The organism is Cryptosporangium sp. NPDC048952, from assembly GCF_043197895.1.
In the GTDB taxonomy this organism is placed as follows: Bacteria; Actinomycetota; Actinomycetes; order Mycobacteriales; family Cryptosporangiaceae; genus Cryptosporangium.
The window spans coordinates 1009746-1025232 of the sequence record NZ_JBICTY010000001.1 but is presented as its reverse complement, the minus strand read 5'-3'; the positions used below and the strand labels follow the sequence as shown (position 1 = coordinate 1025232).

General features: G+C 70.3%; 11 protein-coding genes and 2 pseudogenes. 3 read left to right on the top strand and 10 right to left on the bottom strand.

Annotation, left to right across the window (positions count from 1 at the left end; genetic code table 11):
• Window positions 1–3 precede the first annotated feature (3 nt).
• Entirely contained in the window at window positions 4–1626 is a 1623-nt protein-coding gene (gene pruA / locus ACGFY5_RS04775; protein ID WP_392717345.1) for an L-glutamate gamma-semialdehyde dehydrogenase, read from the bottom strand.
• A gap of 149 nt (window positions 1627–1775) precedes the next feature.
• On the opposite strand from pruA, the gene ACGFY5_RS04770 reads away from it, so the two are divergent.
• A complete protein-coding gene (locus tag ACGFY5_RS04770; RefSeq protein ID WP_392717343.1) occupies window positions 1776–3857 on the top strand; it encodes a hypothetical protein in 2082 nt (693 codons plus the stop codon).
• A 40-nt stretch (window positions 3858–3897) separates the two neighbouring features.
• Here ACGFY5_RS04770 and ACGFY5_RS04765 read toward each other — a convergent pair whose 3' ends face one another.
• From ACGFY5_RS04765 to ACGFY5_RS04745, 5 genes are read right to left on the bottom strand one after another with little or no spacing between them, the layout of a single operon-like run.
• A complete protein-coding gene (locus ACGFY5_RS04765) occupies window positions 3898–4401 on the bottom strand; it encodes a DUF6912 family protein (protein WP_392717341.1) in 504 nt (167 codons plus the stop codon).
• A gap of 20 nt (window positions 4402–4421) precedes the next feature.
• Complete coding sequence (locus tag ACGFY5_RS04760; RefSeq protein WP_392717339.1) at window positions 4422–5387, bottom strand: patatin-like phospholipase family protein; 966 nt, start codon at window positions 5385–5387, stop codon at window positions 4422–4424.
• Complete coding sequence (locus ACGFY5_RS04755) at window positions 5384–6727, bottom strand: wax ester/triacylglycerol synthase family O-acyltransferase (protein ID WP_392717337.1); 1344 nt, start codon at window positions 6725–6727, stop codon at window positions 5384–5386. Before ACGFY5_RS04755 ends, ACGFY5_RS04760 begins: the two co-directional genes overlap by 4 nt.
• 47 nt (window positions 6728–6774) lie before the next feature.
• Window positions 6775–8352, bottom strand: coding sequence for a chromosome partitioning protein (locus ACGFY5_RS04750; protein ID WP_392717335.1), 1578 nt, complete (start codon window positions 8350–8352; stop codon window positions 6775–6777).
• Window positions 8349–9227, bottom strand: a complete 879-nt coding sequence (locus tag ACGFY5_RS04745) for an SAF domain-containing protein (RefSeq protein ID WP_392717333.1) — start codon at window positions 9225–9227, stop codon at window positions 8349–8351. The genes ACGFY5_RS04750 and ACGFY5_RS04745 overlap by 4 nt, the downstream gene beginning before the upstream one ends.
• Window positions 9228–9493: 266 nt before the next feature.
• Here ACGFY5_RS04745 and ACGFY5_RS04740 point away from each other — a divergent pair, with 266 nt between their 5' ends.
• On the top strand, window positions 9494–9739 hold the full coding sequence (locus tag ACGFY5_RS04740) for a helix-turn-helix domain-containing protein (protein ID WP_392717331.1): 246 nt from the start codon (window positions 9494–9496) through the stop codon (window positions 9737–9739).
• A gap of 5 nt (window positions 9740–9744) precedes the next feature.
• Here the strand turns inward: ACGFY5_RS04740 and ACGFY5_RS04735 are convergent, their stop codons facing one another.
• Window positions 9745–10302: a hypothetical protein gene (locus ACGFY5_RS04735; protein WP_392717329.1), complete on the bottom strand. Its 558-nt coding sequence runs from the start codon at window positions 10300–10302 to the stop codon at window positions 9745–9747.
• Between the two features lie 101 nt (window positions 10303–10403).
• Between ACGFY5_RS04735 and ACGFY5_RS04730 the strand changes: the two genes are divergently transcribed.
• Complete coding sequence (locus ACGFY5_RS04730) at window positions 10404–10964, top strand: Rv3235 family protein (RefSeq protein WP_392717327.1); 561 nt, start codon at window positions 10404–10406, stop codon at window positions 10962–10964.
• A 19-nt stretch (window positions 10965–10983) separates the two neighbouring features.
• On the opposite strand, the gene ACGFY5_RS04725 is transcribed toward ACGFY5_RS04730, so the two are convergent.
• From ACGFY5_RS04725 to secA, 3 genes and pseudogenes are all read right to left on the bottom strand, one after another.
• Complete coding sequence (locus tag ACGFY5_RS04725) at window positions 10984–12297, bottom strand: hemolysin family protein (protein WP_392717325.1); 1314 nt, start codon at window positions 12295–12297, stop codon at window positions 10984–10986.
• A gap of 170 nt (window positions 12298–12467) precedes the next feature.
• Window positions 12468–12578 (bottom strand): annotated as a pseudogene (locus ACGFY5_RS04720) (SEC-C metal-binding domain-containing protein); the annotation flags it as partial.
• Between the two features lie 221 nt (window positions 12579–12799).
• Window positions 12800–15332: pseudogene (secA, locus tag ACGFY5_RS04715) on the bottom strand (preprotein translocase subunit SecA); the annotation flags it as partial.
• Between the last annotated feature and the right edge of the window lie 155 nt (window positions 15333–15487).

The following is a 15487-nucleotide window of genomic DNA, read 5'->3' as shown; positions in this document are numbered from 1 at the left end:
GAGTCAGTCACCCGACAGCATGTGCGGGTACCGATGGTCGGTGGCCGGGGCGAACGTCTCCTTGATCGTGCGCGGCGACACCCAGCGCAGCAGGTTCAGGATCGAGCCCGCCTTGTCGTTCGTGCCGGACGCCCGCGCCCCACCGAACGGCTGCTGACCCACGACCGCCCCGGTCGGCTTGTCGTTCAGGTAGAAGTTGCCGGCCGCGAAGCGCAGCCGGTCCGACGACTTCACCAGCACCTCGCGGTCACGCGCGAAAATCGACCCGGTCAGCGCGTACGGCGTGTCCGCGGCGAGGTCCAGCACGGCGTCGAAATCGTCGTAGACGTACACCCCGAGCAGCGGACCGAAGTACTCGGTGCGAAACAGCTCGTGCGTGGGGTCGGTGCTCTCCACGACCGTCGGCCGGACGAAGTACCCCACCGAGTCGTCGGTCTGGCCCCCCGCGATCACCGTGCACTCGGACGAGAGCTTCCCGAGGACGTCACGCAGCCGGTCGAACGCGCGCCGGTCGATCACGGCACCGCCGAACTGCCGGAAGTCCCGGACGTCCCCGTATTCGAGCTCCGAGACCGTGGCCGCGAGCCGATCCCGCAGTCCGTCTTCCCACAGCGATCGCGGCACGTAGGCCCGCGACGCCGCCGAACACTTCTGCCCCTGGTACTCGAACGCCCCACGCACGAGTGCGGTGTGCAGCGCGTCGGGGTCCGCCGACTCGTGGGCGACGACGAAGTCCTTGCCGCCGGTCTCCCCCACCAGCCGCGGGTATCCGGCATATCTGTCCAGGTTGCGCCCCACCGACTCCCACAGGTACCGGAACGTCCGCGTCGAGCCGGTGAAGTGGATGCCGGCCAGATTCCGGTCGCCGAGCGCCACCTCGGAGACCGCCGCTCCGTCGCCGGTCAGCATGTTGATGACGCCCGGCGGCAGTCCGGCCTCCTCCAGCACCCGCATGAAGTAGTGCGCCGAGAGCTGCTGGGTGGGCGACGGCTTCCACAGCACCGTGTTGCCCATCAGGGCCGGTGCGGTGGGGAGATTGCCGGCGATCGCCGTGAAGTTGAACGGCGTGATCGCGAGGACGAACCCTTCCAACGGGCGATGGTCGAACTGGTTCCAGGTGCCCGCGCTCGACGCGGGCTGCTCGGCGAGGATGCGCGCGCCGTAGTGCACGTTGAAGCGCAGGAAGTCGATCAGCTCACACGCGGAGTCGATCTCGGCCTGCTGCACGGTCTTGGACTGACCCAACATCGTCGCGGCGTTCAGCACGTTCCGCCAGGGCCCGGACACGAGGTCGGCCGCGCGGAGGAAAATCGCGGCCCGATCGGCGTAGGTCATCCGCTGCCAGGCCGGGGCAGCCTTGGACGCAGCACCGATCGCGTCGGCTACGTCGCTCCGCGTAGCCTGCCGCAAGGTTCCGAGGAGATGAGCATGCGCATGCGGTTGGACGACCGGCACTTCGTCACCGTCACCCCACCGGGTCTTGCCGCCGATCGTCTGGGTGAGGTCTTCCCGCTGATCGTCGAGACGGTCCAGAGCCGACCGCAGCGAGGCTCTCTCCGCGCTCCCAGGCGCGTAGGTACGAACCGGCTCGTTCACCGGCTCGGGTACCCGGGTGACACCGTCCATGCGGTCACCTCCGGCTCATCCCAGTGGGAAAATCCACTCTATGCCGCTTTGGGGATCATTCGGCTGTGGGGCAGACTGCCGGGTGCTGAACCGCGCTACCTAAGATGCGCCTGAAGACCGTGTCCGCTCCTGCTCAGAAGGGAGTCGACGTGGAGTCCGGCCCCGCGCCCGCCCACCCGCTCACCGAACCCGGTCGAACCACCGTCCAGTTATTGGTCGCTTCGTCGGCGGTACTAGCTCTGATACAGCTGGTCGCCGCCACTTCCGTCGACGTCTACAACGGGGAGAGAGCAGGGTGGTGGATCGCGATCCAGGGCGCGACCGTCGCGTTCGCCGCGGCCTTCGCCGGCGCTGCCGCTAGCGGCGCCGGCGCCTCGTGGCGTCGGAACATCCAGAAGTCCTCGAGCACCACGGGCCAGAGCCTGGGCACCGGGATCGCTGCGGCCAGCGTCGCCGGTGCCGTGTTCTCGATGCTGTGTTGGGCGTCCACCTCGCTCGGTGACGCCACGTACCCGATGGTCGTCGCGGTGTTCGTCGCCGCGATGCTGGGTGGTGTCGTGGGGGCCGTCCGTGTGGGCGGTGCCGTGCTCGGTGGATTGGTGTCCACGTTCGCCGCGACGTTGATGAACCTGGTCGGCCAAGCGCTGATCCGGTTGTTCACGTCCGGGAGCGCCGAGAGCGGTACGCCGCTGGGCATCAGTGCCGTCAACTGGGGCGTTTCGGCGATCGTCGGATCGGTTGCCGGGGTGTGGTGGCTTTCGCGGCGGCGTCAGCGCAGTTGGTGGTCGCACTGGTCGATCGTCGGGCTGTATCCGGTGCTGCTGGTCGGCATCGGGGACTTCGCCGAATTGCTGGCCTGGATCATGGTCGACGATCCCGAGAAGGGTGAGGCGCTCGGCCAGGCCGTGGCCGGGCACGTCACCCAGCTCGTCGTGATGGCGCTGGTCGGCGGTGTGGCCGCCCTCGTGGCAGGCCGGGCCCTGCGGGCCCATCCCGAGTGGCTGGTCCGTCCGAGGCCGGCTCGCGTTCCTGCTGATGCCGACGTTTTGAGTGCGGACATCGGGAGCGTGCCGACCGCTCGGGACGACGAGTTCATCGAGCTGGCGGAGCGCGCGGCGCAGGCACGGGAAGTGGAGCTGGCTCGGGAGGCCGAGGAGCTCGAGGAGGAGCCCGATCGGCCGCTGACGGCCGAGGAGGCTGCGCTGGTCGCGCTGGCCGATCGCGCCGTCCAGGCCCGCGAAGCCGAACTGGCCCAACGATCCGGCCACACCCCCCGCCACCCCACCCCCCCACCCCCGCCCGCCGAGGCACACGCCGCCCAGGCCGAGCAGGCGCAGGCCGCCCAGGCTCGCGCCGTAGAGGCCGAACGGGCCCGGGCCGCGCAGGCGGCGGAGACCGAGCGTGCCCGCGCGGCGGAGGCCGAACAGGCGCGTGCCGCGCAGGCCGACCAAGCGCGTGCCGCGCAGGCCGAGCGGGCTCGGGCGGCGCAGGCTGCGGAGTTGGCTCAGGCTGAGCGGGCGGCGCAGGAGCTGGCGGATTGGGCGGCGCAGGCCGACCAGGCGCAGCAGGCGGCGCACGCCGAGCACGCCCGGCACCCCGCCGAGGCGGCGCAAGCCGACGACGCGCGGGCTGCCGCGGCCCAGCACGCCGAGGAGCGACGCGCCATCGCGGCTCGGGAAGCCGAGGACGCGCGGGCTGCCGCGGCTCGGGAGGCCGAGGCGGCTCGGGCGGCGCAGCAGGCTGCGGAGGCGCGGCCTGGTGGCGCTGGGCAGCAGGGGGCTCGGGGCGGCGCGGCGGATCAGGCTCAGACAGCGCGGCTGGCCGCGCTGATCCGAGCGGCCCAGGCCTCGGAGCCGACCGCGCAGACGGAAGCAGCCGAGACCGACGGCCTGGCCGCGCGGTTCCAGCGAGCCCAGCGGATCGAACAGGCTCAAGAAGCCGAGGCCACCCAGCCCCACCCGGTCCCCGCGCAGGAAGCGGAAACCCAGCCGTTACCCCAGCGCCCGGAACCCCCGGTGGCCCCGGACCAACCAACAGTCCCCATCCCCACCCAGCCCGCGCCTCCGCAGCAGAACAGCGGCTCGCCGGACGATCAAGAACCGAGCGCCGACCCCGACACCACCGTTCCGATCCCGGTCCCCACGCGACCGTCAGCCTTCCGCAACGGCAACGGCACGCTCCAGACGAACCTCACCGCACTGATCCCGACTCAGCAGCACCGCCCGGACTGACCGAGCCTCACTCCTCCTGACGACCACGGGCACGAACTCGTCAGGAGGAGTGGGCCTCCAACAAAGCCGGAATCTCCTGCACCGCGTACCACTCCAACTCGTGATCCTCCGTGCCGTCCACGGTGAACGACGCGTCCTCGTCCCCGAGGTCGGCCTCCATGATCACCTTCGCGGCCGCCGCCACGTCAGCTTCGGCGTCGGCACCGTCCACGTGCACGGACGCGAGCCGATCCAACGGAATCGGCACCGTGCTCCGCACGACCGCCCGATCCAGATCGGGGTGCAGCGTCACCTCGCCGTCCGGCACGTCGGCCGACAGCACCACCCGCCGCCGCGGGGCCAACGGATCGGCGTCCAGCAGGCGCAACGCCGCCCGCGCGGCCTGCGTGAAGGCCGCGTACTCCAGCACCTCTTCGTCGTCGTCGAGATACCACTCGCGCAGCGCGGGCGTGACCGCGAACGCAGTCAGCGGCGCCGGCCCCACCGATTTTTCCGCCTCGATGTTCCGAAGCGTCGCCAACGTCACCGGTAGGTAGATCCGCATCCCATCAGTGTGGCACCCCGCTAACCCGCGATCCGGAGGTGGCGCTCCCCCGGCTCGGGACGGAGCGCGGCCCACGAGGTACGCAGCGAGGTTTCCAGCACCTCAGTGCGTCGACTGGCGTCCATGAGGTTTGCTCCTAGAACGGACAGGTCCTCCGGACCGGGACCCAACAGCGTGACGCGCGTGCCGCAGGCACGCAGTTGCTCCGCCTCGCGGAGCAGTCGCTGGGTGACCAGCCGACGGAACCGCCGCTCCATGCGGCCGGCGAACGACGTGGGTGCGTCGTAGGCGAACGAGGCCATCGGCGTGAGCACGTAGACCTCGTCGAGGTCGAGCCCGACCATGAGGTCAGCGGACGCCGTGGAGTACGTACCTCCGTCGACGTACCGCCGGCCGTCGATCTCGATCGGCGCGAACCAGCCGGGTACGGCGCAGGACGCGCTGACCGCGTCGGCGAGGGGCGCGGACGGGGCCTCGTCCTGGCCGAACACCACGCGCTTCCCGGAGCGGTAGTCCATCGCCACGACCCACGGACGCGGCCGGTCGGGCCACTCGTCACACGGCAGCACCGAACCGATCAGCCGGCGCACGCCCGTGTGCGCGGCCCGCCCACGCGGCAACAATCCGGACAACGCCACCATCGGCGACATCGACGACGGACTGCGCGCTGCCTGCCAGAGCAGACCGGGCGAACCCAGCGCCAACGCCGGGAGCGGCGGGCGGGGGCCGGCCCCGTCGACGTCCTCGTCGTAGTCGACCACCGGGTCGCCCGGCACCGAGATCCCCTGCTGGTGCCGGACCATCGACTCCACCGGCACCCCGCACCCCAGCAGCGAAGCCAGGATGGAGCCCGCCGACGTACCGACCAGCGCGTCGACCGAGCGACAGTCGAAGCCCTCGGCACGCTCCAACGCGGCGAGCGCACCGGTCGCCCATGCGAACCCGAGCACTCCGCCCGCGCCGATCACCAAGCCGCGTCGCGTCATACCATCGCCTCCGTCAGCTCGTCGACGGACTCGGCCAGCAACCCGGCGAGCACGTCGATGTCCGGCATCGCGTCCCAGTCGGCGTTCAGGCCGTAGTAGACCTGTCCGTCGTACGAGGTCACTCCGATCGCGAGACCCTGCCCCGGTGCCAGCGGCACGAACGGGTAGATCTCGCGAAGGCGGGCACCGGCCACGAACAGCGCGCGCTGTGGGCCGGGAGCATTGGTGACGACCAGGTTGAACAGTCGGCGGGACAGCCCGGAGGCTGCCCGGACCGCCATGGCGTTCAGCGTCGCGGGGGCGAATCCTGACAGTTTGACCAGCGCGTCCGCGCCGACCCGACGGCCCGGTTCGGCGTGCGCACGCATCGCGTACGCGATCTGGGTCAGGCGGACGGTCGGGTTCGGCTCACCGATCGGCAGGTCGACGAGAGACGTGGCGACGTTCGCCCCGACACCGCCACCGAACGCGGCCGGTGGGCCACCTCGGACGCTCGTCGGGACCAGGGCGCGGAGGACGGAGTCGGTGCGGACCGGCGCGCCGCGGTAGAGCAGCCAGTGCCGCAGCGCGCCGGTGACGGTGGCCAGCACGACGTCGTTCACCGTGACGTTCGGGCGGGTGCGGAGGCGGCGGTACTGCTCGAGGTCGGTGCGGGTGGTCGCGAACCGGCGCTGTTTGCCGGGTTCGGCGTTGAGCGGGCTGTTCGGTGCGGGTCGCGCGGAGGCGAGCAGACGTCCTGCGCCCTTGACCGCCCCCGCGAGCTGCCCCGGGCGGCGAATCAACTGCGCGGCGGCGTCGATCGCGAGTTCGGCGGGGCCGGGCTCCGGCGCGGGACGCCAGACGGGTGTCACGCCGTCCGCAGTAGCCGGGCTGTCGTCGAGCAAAACATGCAGCAGGTCGACGCCGCCGACACCGTCGACGAGCGCCGGGTGGGACTTGGTGAGCACCGCGACCCGCCCGTCGTGCAGGCCTTCGACGAGGTAGAGCTCCCACAGCGGGCGGGAGCGGTCGAGGCTCCCGGAAAGGAGGCGGCCGACCAACGCGCGCAGCTGTTCGTCGCTGCCCGGCGTCGGTAAGCCGGTGCGGCGGACGTGATAGGCCAGGTCGAACCGGGTGTCGTCGACCCAGACGGGTTGCGTCAGGCCGCCCAGCACCCAGCGGACGCGCTGTCGGAAGCGCGGTACGAGGGCGATTCGCTGTTCCACGCGACGGCGGAGTCCAGCGACGTCGAGGCCGTGTTTGTTGGGTTCGAGGATGGCGAGACCGCCGACGTGCATGGGTGTCGTCGGGGTTTCGGCGGACAGGAAGGAGACATCTACCGGGTGGAGGCGATCGGACATTTTCGCCTCCTTATGTGACACCGATGACACCTTCATGGTGACACGGGTTACTCGTTGGTAGACCCCCTCAAACCGAACTGCACCGATACGGACGTTGCGAGTTCAGTAAGCGCCCGACGCAGGCGGGACTTGTCGGCGACCTCTCCGAGCGTGCGGCCCTCGGCGAGCGCTCGGTCGAGGGCCTGACGGTCGTAGGGCAGGGTGCGGATACCGTGCACGCCGGCGAACCGTTCGAGGGCAGTGGCGATCTGGTGGGTGGGGTCACCCGGGACGGGTCCGCGCCGGACCTGGTTGACGACGATGTCGGGCTCGGCGAACTCCTTGAGGTCGGCCAGGCCACGGATGAGGCGTTGCAGGCCGATCGGGTCCGCGGCGCCGATCGCGAGGACGGTATCGGCGGTTTCGACCGAGGTGAGGGTGGCGCCGTTGCGGCGCGGGGCGGCGGTGTCGTAGACCAGTTCTTCGTCCTGCTCCAGACAAAAGCCGCAGTCGACGATGGTCAGGGGGCAGAGGGCCCTGGCGTTTTCGAGGATCGTGGCCATTGCTTCGGGACGGACTTCGGGCCAGCGTTCGGCGCGACTGAGACCGGTGAGGACGCGGAGATTCGGGGTGATCGCTCGGGAGAGGTCGGCCAGGATCTTGGGGGTGAGGCGGCCGGTGTCGGCCAGTCGGGCGGCCGAGGCCAGGCCGGAAGCCTCGTCCAGCAGGCCCAGGAGTTGTGCGATCACCCCGCCGTAGGGATCGGCGTCCACGAGCAACGTATTGACGCCGAGGCGCGCGATTTCGTCGGCGAGGCCTACTGCGACGGTGGTGCGGCCTGGCGCCCCGGTGGGCCCCCACACCGCGATCACCCGCCCCGGGGCACTCCCGCCGCCTTCTCGCCGCTCGACCGCCAATTCCCCAGGGCCCTCCCCCGGCTCACGCCCACGCCCGGTCGGTGTGGTGGAGAGGTCACGGGGTGCGGAGGTGTCGGGTGGTGCCGCTGAGACGCGGGGCGGATCGGGGTCTGTCGGCGGGTCGGGTGGGGTGGCGCCGCGGCCGGCGAGGCGTGATCTGACGATCGACGGCGAGGTGGGCGTCCCGGCGCGAGTGGGCCACCGCCCGGGCCCTGTTCGCAGGTGCTCCTCCGCCGTCGGCGCCCGATGGACACCACCCCCGGCGACAGACTCCGCGTCAGCGCTCTGAGCCCGCTCCCCCGCCGCCGATGGCGGCGGTGTGCCGCGCAGAGCGGATGGGCGAGGGCTTGCTCGGTGGGTCGTCAAGGCGGCCGTGGCGGCTCGGAGGGCGCCGGCCACGGCGGACGGGCTGGCGTCGGAGGGGAGCACGTGGCCGACGCCGAGTGCCCTCAGCCGATCGCGGCTCGGCTCGTCGGCCGGGGCCACGATGCCCACCACGGCCACGCCGGCCGACGCCAACCGGCTGAGCAGCGGCCGATCGAGGTACGCCAAATCGGCCGGAAGCACCGCAGCGACCGCGACACCGGTGGACGCCATCGCGAGCAGCTCTGCGGCCCCGGTGCACCGACGCACCACCGTCACACCGGCCCCACGATCACCCCACGCCGCAACGAGCGCCAACTCCCAATCAGCGCCATCGGTCACCACCGTCAGCACCGGCAATGTCATCCCGCGCCCCCATCCGCTCCGAAGCCGGAACGCAACGCGCCGCCACCACCCGGCGCCCCGGAACGCCTCGCCCCAACGCGGGGCGCAACGCCACCGCCGCCGCCTTCCGGCGTGGTCGGGATCGGCGGAGAGTCGTCCAGGGACGGGGTGGGTTCGGTTGACGGGCCAGGGTCGACGGAGGGGGCGATGTCGGAGGGAAGGGTCGCGTTGTTCGACGGGGTGGGACCGGGTGACCGAGTGGGGGGTGGGGCGCCGCAGCCGTCGCCCGGCGCGGAGCCGCTGACCACGACCACGTCGATCTCGGCGGTACGCACCGCCGACACCACCTCGGGGGCCAGCGAGTCCGCAACCCGCACGACGAGCGCAGACCCACCACCCAGGTCCGACCCCCGAACCGCGTCCTGCACGGTCACCGCCGCGAGCACCCGCGTCGTACGCCCTTCCCGCGGCGTCGCGAACACGTCCACCTTCACGCCTCGCCGAATCGTCGCCGGCACATGTAGCGCCGCGACCGGGATACTCACCTCGCTACCGCACGACCGGTCGATCAGCGCCGCCCGCGGTAACAGCTCCCCGGCCCCGACGTCGCGGTTCAGCGACCGCCCGACCGGCGACGCACCACCCGCGCCGAGGTACTGCTCACCGTTCTCCGGCAGCCGAACCCGCACCACCGCCACGTCGTCGGCGGCCAACACGGTGCCGGCACCGAGATCACGGGTGACCGCCCACACGGGCGCCGTGCGGTCCGCAGCGGCGAACCACCACGCGCCGCCGATCACCGAAACGAGCACCAACACCACGCCGAGCACGAACCGGAGGTCGAACCACGAGGGAACACGTCGTCGCCGCGCGGGCGGTGATGCCGGAGCTGACATCCGCTTCCTTTCGGCCAGGACGCGACATTTCAGTCAGCGGCGAGGAGGACAGGAACGGTTGAAGCCGAAGCGATCGAAGAATGGCGGCCATCGGGGCCCGCGTGTGTTTATTAGGTCAGATCCAGGCCACTAGGGGTGCCTCCACATCGTCTCGTATCGCGAGCCACTTCGGTGCCGACTATCCACAGCTCGGTGGCCGCTGTGGACGAACCCGAACGAGGGAGGGATGGCAATGGCAGACTCAAGGACAGACTGCGGGAGGTGAGATGGCCACCGATCGATTTCTCCAGCTCTCTGACGTAGCGGAGATACTCAACATTTCCTCTTCCCAGACATATGCGCTGGTCCGGTCCGGCGACCTCCCTGCGATCAAGATCGGCGGGCGCGGGCAGTGGCGGGTCGAACGCGCTGAACTGGAGCACTACATCGAGCGGATGTACAAGGAGACGCGCGATTTTGTGCGCGCCCATCCGTTCACCTATACCGACGCTCCTGAAGAGGAAGTTAGTTGAGCCTTTCAACCGGCATACACGGCGCGGAGCGCTCCGAGCGGAATGCTGCGGGTCGTTCTGACCGTGGCGGCTCGGCGCGCTTCTCCGGGTAAGTGCTCGGCGAGCTCCACGAAGTCACGGCCCACCCGGCCGAACGTTCCGAACGCAACTCGCCCACCGCGTAACGCCACCCGCACCGATATCCGGTCCCGCGCCAACCGGCGCAGCGCGTAACGTAGATCGAGCTTTCCCTCGACCGCACCGGCAGCGCCCGGCACCGCTGTGCGCTCGGTCAGTCCGCTCACCGCCGACACCGCGGCGAGCGGCACCAGGATCTCCCGTCGGCCTTCGCCGCTCAGCAGCATCCAGTCCGGTCCGACGCGTTCCACGACGCCGTACGTCGGCTCGGCATCCAGCCAGACGTCGACCTCGGCGCCGATCGCACCGTGCAGCCGGTCGACGAAGCTCACCAGTGCGAACTCCCGCCGGCTGCGGTCGGTGGCCTCGGCTTCCATGTCGTCGCGGCGCAGCGCCTCGAAGCGCGCCTCCGCGTCGGCGAACAGCGACTCCCAGCGCTCCTCCACCACACCACTGTGGACGAGCGTGCGCGGGATTGTCCACAGTCGGCAATCTTCTCCTTGCGGAGAGCTATCGATCGGTCGTTTCCTTATTCAAACGAATGCAAATGAAGGAAATGAGGGTCGTCGTGCTGACCGTTCCCGTGATCTGTCGTCCTCCGGCGCTCGAGCCGCCGGCCGTGGTCGTGCTCGGGCCGAGCAGGGTGGAGATGCGGGCGATGGCACCGCTGGAGCTGCCGTTCCCGGTCGACCGTCCGCCAGAGCCTCCGCAGGAGGTGTCGTTCGAGCCGCAAGCGACGCCGAGCAGGGCGCTGCCCGATCCGGCCGGGCACGCTCGGGCGCTGGTGCTGGCGTTGCTCGAGGTGCTCAGCGGGCGCCGTCCGGTGCGGCAGTTGCGCCCTCACCTCACCGAGGAGGCGTACGCGCGGCTGAGCGCCCGATTGCACCGTGCGCGCGCGGCGGCGACGACGCGCACGGTCGGGCCGCCCGCCCAGCGGCCCTCCGTGCGCACCCGCATCCACGTCGGCCGCACGCTGGTCTGCGAACCCGCCGACGGCATCGCCGAGATCACCGTGCTCGCTCGGGTCGGTACCCGCACCCGCGCGATCGCCGTCCGCCTGGAAGGCCTCGACGGCCGCTGGCGCTGCCCCGTCCTCACCGTCCTCTGACCGAATGCCTGAACGCCCACTACTCCGCCGTCGCGGGTTCCTCGATTTCGTGGGGTTCCACGGACGCCGCCGGCTCCGGCCGCACCTGCACCTCGGTGATCGCCCGTCGCCGCACCGCGCGCACCTCGAACGACCAGCGGTCGACGGTGACGACGTCACCCGGGGAACGCGGGATCCGCCCCAGCACCGCGAGGATCAGCCCCGCCACCGTCGTGTACTCACCCTCCGGCCGGTGCGGCAACTCGATCGCGATGTCGACCAGGTCGTGCACCGGGAACGAGCCCGGCAGCACCATCGAGCCGTCCTCGGAAATCTTCACCGACTGGATGTCCTTGTCGGTCTCGTCATAGATCTCGCCGACGACCTCTTCGACGAGGTCCTCCACCGTCACCAGGCCGTCGATGTCACCGTGCTCGTCGACGACCAACGCCATCTGCGTGCGCGCCAGCGACAGCTCACGGAGCGCGTCGGGCACCCGCATGCTGCCGGGCAGCGCAGGCACCTGGCGCACCCGATCGGCGAGCGTGCCCCCTTCGTCGATCAGCTGACGCAGGTGCACCACACCGACGGCCTCGTCCAACGAGCCGCGCGGCGCGACCGGAGCGCGGCTGTGGCCGGACGCCACCAGCTCGGTACGTGCGCGCACGATGTCGTACTCCGCAGGCAGCACGAACGCCTCGCGGCGCGGCACCAGCACCTCGCGCAGCACCCGGTCGCCCACCTCCAGCGCGCCGACGATCATCGTCTGCTGCATCGGCGTGAAGCCCTTGTGCGAGCTCACCATCTCGGTGACCTCCTCGCGGGTCACCTCTTCGCGCTGACGGTCGGGGTCACCGCCGAGCAGGCGAACCACCGCGTCGGTGGTGATGCCGAGCAGCCAGATCGCCGGGCGGCTGAGCGTCGAGAGCAGATCGAGCGGGCGGGCGACAGCGAGCGCCCACCCCTCGGCGCGCTGCATCGCGATGCGCTTGGGGGCGAGCTCGCCGAACACCAGCGTGACGAACGTCAGCAGGATCGTGACGATCACGATCGAGACCGGGCGCGCGGCGTTGCCCAGGAAGCCCAGTGGTTCGACCAGGGGCTGCGCGAGCGACACCGCCGCTGTCGCGGAGGCCAGGAAGCCGGCCAGCGTGATGCCGACCTGGATCGTCGCCATGAAGCGGTTCGAGTCGCGTGCCAGGCGGGCCAGGGTGCGGCCGCCGGCGCCCGTGCGGGACAGCCGTTGCAGCTGGCTCTCCCGGAGAGAGATCAGGGCGATCTCGCTGCCCGCGAAGGCGGCGTTCAGCAGGACGAGCAGCAGGACGAGTGCCAGTTGGGCACCGACGGAGTCCATGGTTCCTCTCGGGAGCCGTTAGACGGCTGGACGGGCCGTCGCAACTCCCACAGTGGAGGCGCCCCGGTTGACCTGCCGCTTGTCAACTTTACCAGCGGGTACCCAGCGGCCCCCGAACGGCAAACGCCCGTCCGCGTGAAGGCGGACGGGCGTTGGCGACAAGCGTCAGATCAGGCCGGGCCGCCCGGGGCGCCGTGGCAGCGCTTGTACTTCTTGCCCGAACCGCACGGGCACGGCGCGTTCCGCGACGGACCCGCGCCGACCTTCTGACCCGGCGTGGCCGGCTTCCGGCCACCACCCGCGGCCGACCCGAGCGGGCTGTCCGTGGCCACCGCCACGCCACCGCCCGTACCGGCCTCACCGTCGATCGCCGGCGAGCTGTACTGCAGCGGCTGGTTCTGCGTCCGCGGCCGGATCAGGCCGTGCACCTCGGCGTGCTGCACCAGCGGCGCCTCGATCGTCGGCGAATCGTCGGCGTCGACACCCTGCGGCTCGGCGGCCGGGGCGGGAGCCTCTTCGGTCTGGATCTCCGCGTGGAAGAGCAGCCGGATCGACTCCTCCTTGATGCCGTCCATCATCCCGCTGAAGAGGTCGAAACCCTCCCGCGTGTACTCGACCAGCGGGTCGCGCTGGGCGTAGGCACGCAGGCCGATGCCCTCCTGCAGGTAGTCCATCTCGTAGAGGTGCTCGCGCCACTTCCGGTCGAGCACCGCGAGGACGATCTGCCGCTCGGCGTCACGCATGAGCTCGGTGCCGAGCTCCTTCTCGCGAGCCTCGTACGCGGTCTGCGCGTCTTCGGTGAGCCGGGCGGTGAGCAGCTCCGCGTCGATGGCCTCGCGGCCGCCGACCTCCTCCTCGAGCTCCTCCAGCGTGAACGAGACCGGGTAGAGCAGGTTGAGGCTCTTGAACAGCTCCTCGAGCTCCCAGTCCTCCGCGTACCCGTCGCCGGTGGCCACGCCGACGTACGCCTCGACGATGTCGTCGATCATGTGCTGGAACTGTTCCTGCAGGTCGGCGCCGTCGAGCACCTGCTTGCGCTCGGCGTAGATCACCTGCCGCTGCTTGTTCAGCACCTCGTCGTACTTGAGGACGTTCTTGCGCGCCTCGGCGTTCTGCTGCTCGATCTGCGTCTGCGCCGACTGGATCTGCCGGCTGACCATCTTCGACTCGATCGGGACGTCGTCGGGGATGTTGAGGCGGTCCATGATCGCCTCGACCGCACCGGAGTTGAACCGCCGCATCAGGTCGTCGCCCAGCGACAGGTAGAACCGGGACTCCCCCGGGTCGCCCTGACGGCCGGAACGACCGCGCAGCTGGTTGTCGATACGACGCGACTCGTGCCGCTCGGTGCCCAGGACGTAGAGACCGCCGGCGTCGGTGACCTTCTCGGCCTCCTCGTCGACCTCGTCCTTGACCCGCTCGGTGGTCTCCGCGAGCAGCTCTTCCCAGTCCTCGTCCTCGGGGGTGTGCCCGGCGTTGCGCAGCTCGGCGGCGGCGAGGTACTCGGCGTTGCCGCCCAGCATGATGTCGGTACCACGACCGGCCATGTTCGTCGCGACGGTCACCGCGCTCTCACGACCGGCCTGCGCGATGATCTCGGCCTCACGCGCGTGGTTCTTCGCGTTCAGCACCTCGTGCCGGATGCCGCGGCGGCCCAGCATCGTCGAGAGCAGCTCGGACTTCTCGACGCTCGTGGTGCCGACGAGGATCGGCTGGCCGTTGACGTGCCGCTCGGCGATGTCCTCGACGACCGCCTCGAACTTGGCGATCTCGGTCTTGTAGACGACGTCCGGGCGGTCCTTGCGCACCATGTCCCGGTGGGTCGGGATCGGGACGACACCGACGTTGTACGTCTTCTGGAACTCGGCGGCCTCGGTCATGGCCGTACCGGTCATGCCGCCGAGCTTGTCGTACAGCCGGAAGTAGTTCTGCAGCGTGATCGTCGCGAGAGTCTGGTTCTCGTCTTTGATGTTCACGCCTTCTTTGGCCTCGATGGCCTGGTGCATACCCTCGCTGTAACGGCGTCCGTGCAGCACGCGGCCGGTGAACTCGTCGACGATCAGAACCTCACCGTCGACGACGATGTAGTCCTTGTCCTTCTTGAAGAGTTCCTTGGCCTTCAGCGCGTTGTTCAGGTACCCGATCAGCGGCGTGTTGACGGCCTCGTAGAGGTTCTCGATGCCGAGCTGGTCTTCGACCTTCTCGACGCCGTCCTCGGTGATACCGACGGTGCGCTTGCCCTCGTCGACCTCGTAGTCACGGTCGCGGCGCAGCCGCGGGACGATCCGCGCGAACTCCGTGTACCAGCGCGCCGACTGCTCGGCCGGGCCGGAGATGATCAGCGGCGTCCGGGCCTCGTCGATCAGGATCGAGTCGACCTCGTCGACGACGGCGAAGAAGTGCCCGCGCTGGACCAGCTCCGCGTGGGAGCCCGCCATGTTGTCGCGCAGGTAGTCGAAGCCGAACTCGTTGTTCGTGCCGTACGTGATGTCGCACTCGTACGCGGCCTTGTGCGCGCCGGGCATCGCGTTCGGCAGGATCGTGCCGACCTCCAGGCCCAGGAAGCGGTGGACGCGCCCCATCCACTCGGCGTCACGTTGCGCCAGGTAGTCGTTGACGGTCACGACGTGCACGCCCTTGCCGGCGAGCGCGTTCAGGTACGCCGGGAGCACGCAGGTGAGGGTCTTGCCCTCACCGGTCTTCATCTCGGCGATGTTGCCCAGGTGCAGCGCCGCGCCGCCCATGAGCTGAACGTCGTAGTGACGCTGGCCCAGGACGCGCCGCGCGCCCTCCCGGGCGACGGCGAACGCTTCGGGGAGGAGATCGTCGAGCGATTGGCCGTCCGCGTACCTCTCCTTGAACTGGTCGGTCTGCTCGCGCAACTCCGCGTCCGTCAGATCCGTGTACTCGTCCTCGATCGAGTTCACGGTGTCAGCTATCGCCTTGAGACGGCGAATGATCCGCCCCTCGCCGGCGCGGAGGATCTTCTCGAAGATCACGGGTTCGGTCAGCTCCCTCAGATGTCCTACCGCCATCGTAGGCGCGGGGGGCGGCGGCGGGCCTCCCGCGCTACGCGGCCAGCCGTCCACCGGTCGGGGCGCGGCTCTCCATCCAGTAAACCGCAGCCGACAGCAATCGGTTCCCGGGAGCCACAACCTAGGCGATCGCCCGGCGCGCAGAACACCGAACA

Bases quoted from the DNA above. Each gene is read 5' to 3' on its own strand.
- pruA (WP_392717345.1), bottom strand. From the start codon at position 1,626: ATGGACGGTGTCACCCGGGTACCCGAGCCGGTGAACGAGCCGGTTCGT.
- ACGFY5_RS04765 (WP_392717341.1), bottom strand. From the start codon at position 4,401: ATGCGGATCTACCTACCGGTGACGTTGGCGACGCTTCGGAACATCGAG.
- ACGFY5_RS04760 (WP_392717339.1), bottom strand. From the start codon at position 5,387: ATGACGCGACGCGGCTTGGTGATCGGCGCGGGCGGAGTGCTCGGGTTC.
- ACGFY5_RS04755 (WP_392717337.1), bottom strand. From the start codon at position 6,727: ATGTCCGATCGCCTCCACCCGGTAGATGTCTCCTTCCTGTCCGCCGAA.
- ACGFY5_RS04750 (WP_392717335.1), bottom strand. From the start codon at position 8,352: ATGACATTGCCGGTGCTGACGGTGGTGACCGATGGCGCTGATTGGGAG.
- ACGFY5_RS04745 (WP_392717333.1), bottom strand. From the start codon at position 9,227: ATGTCAGCTCCGGCATCACCGCCCGCGCGGCGACGACGTGTTCCCTCG.
- ACGFY5_RS04740 (WP_392717331.1), top strand. From the start codon at position 9,494: ATGGCCACCGATCGATTTCTCCAGCTCTCTGACGTAGCGGAGATACTC.
- ACGFY5_RS04730 (WP_392717327.1), top strand. From the start codon at position 10,404: ATGAAGGAAATGAGGGTCGTCGTGCTGACCGTTCCCGTGATCTGTCGT.
- ACGFY5_RS04725 (WP_392717325.1), bottom strand. From the start codon at position 12,297: ATGGACTCCGTCGGTGCCCAACTGGCACTCGTCCTGCTGCTCGTCCTG.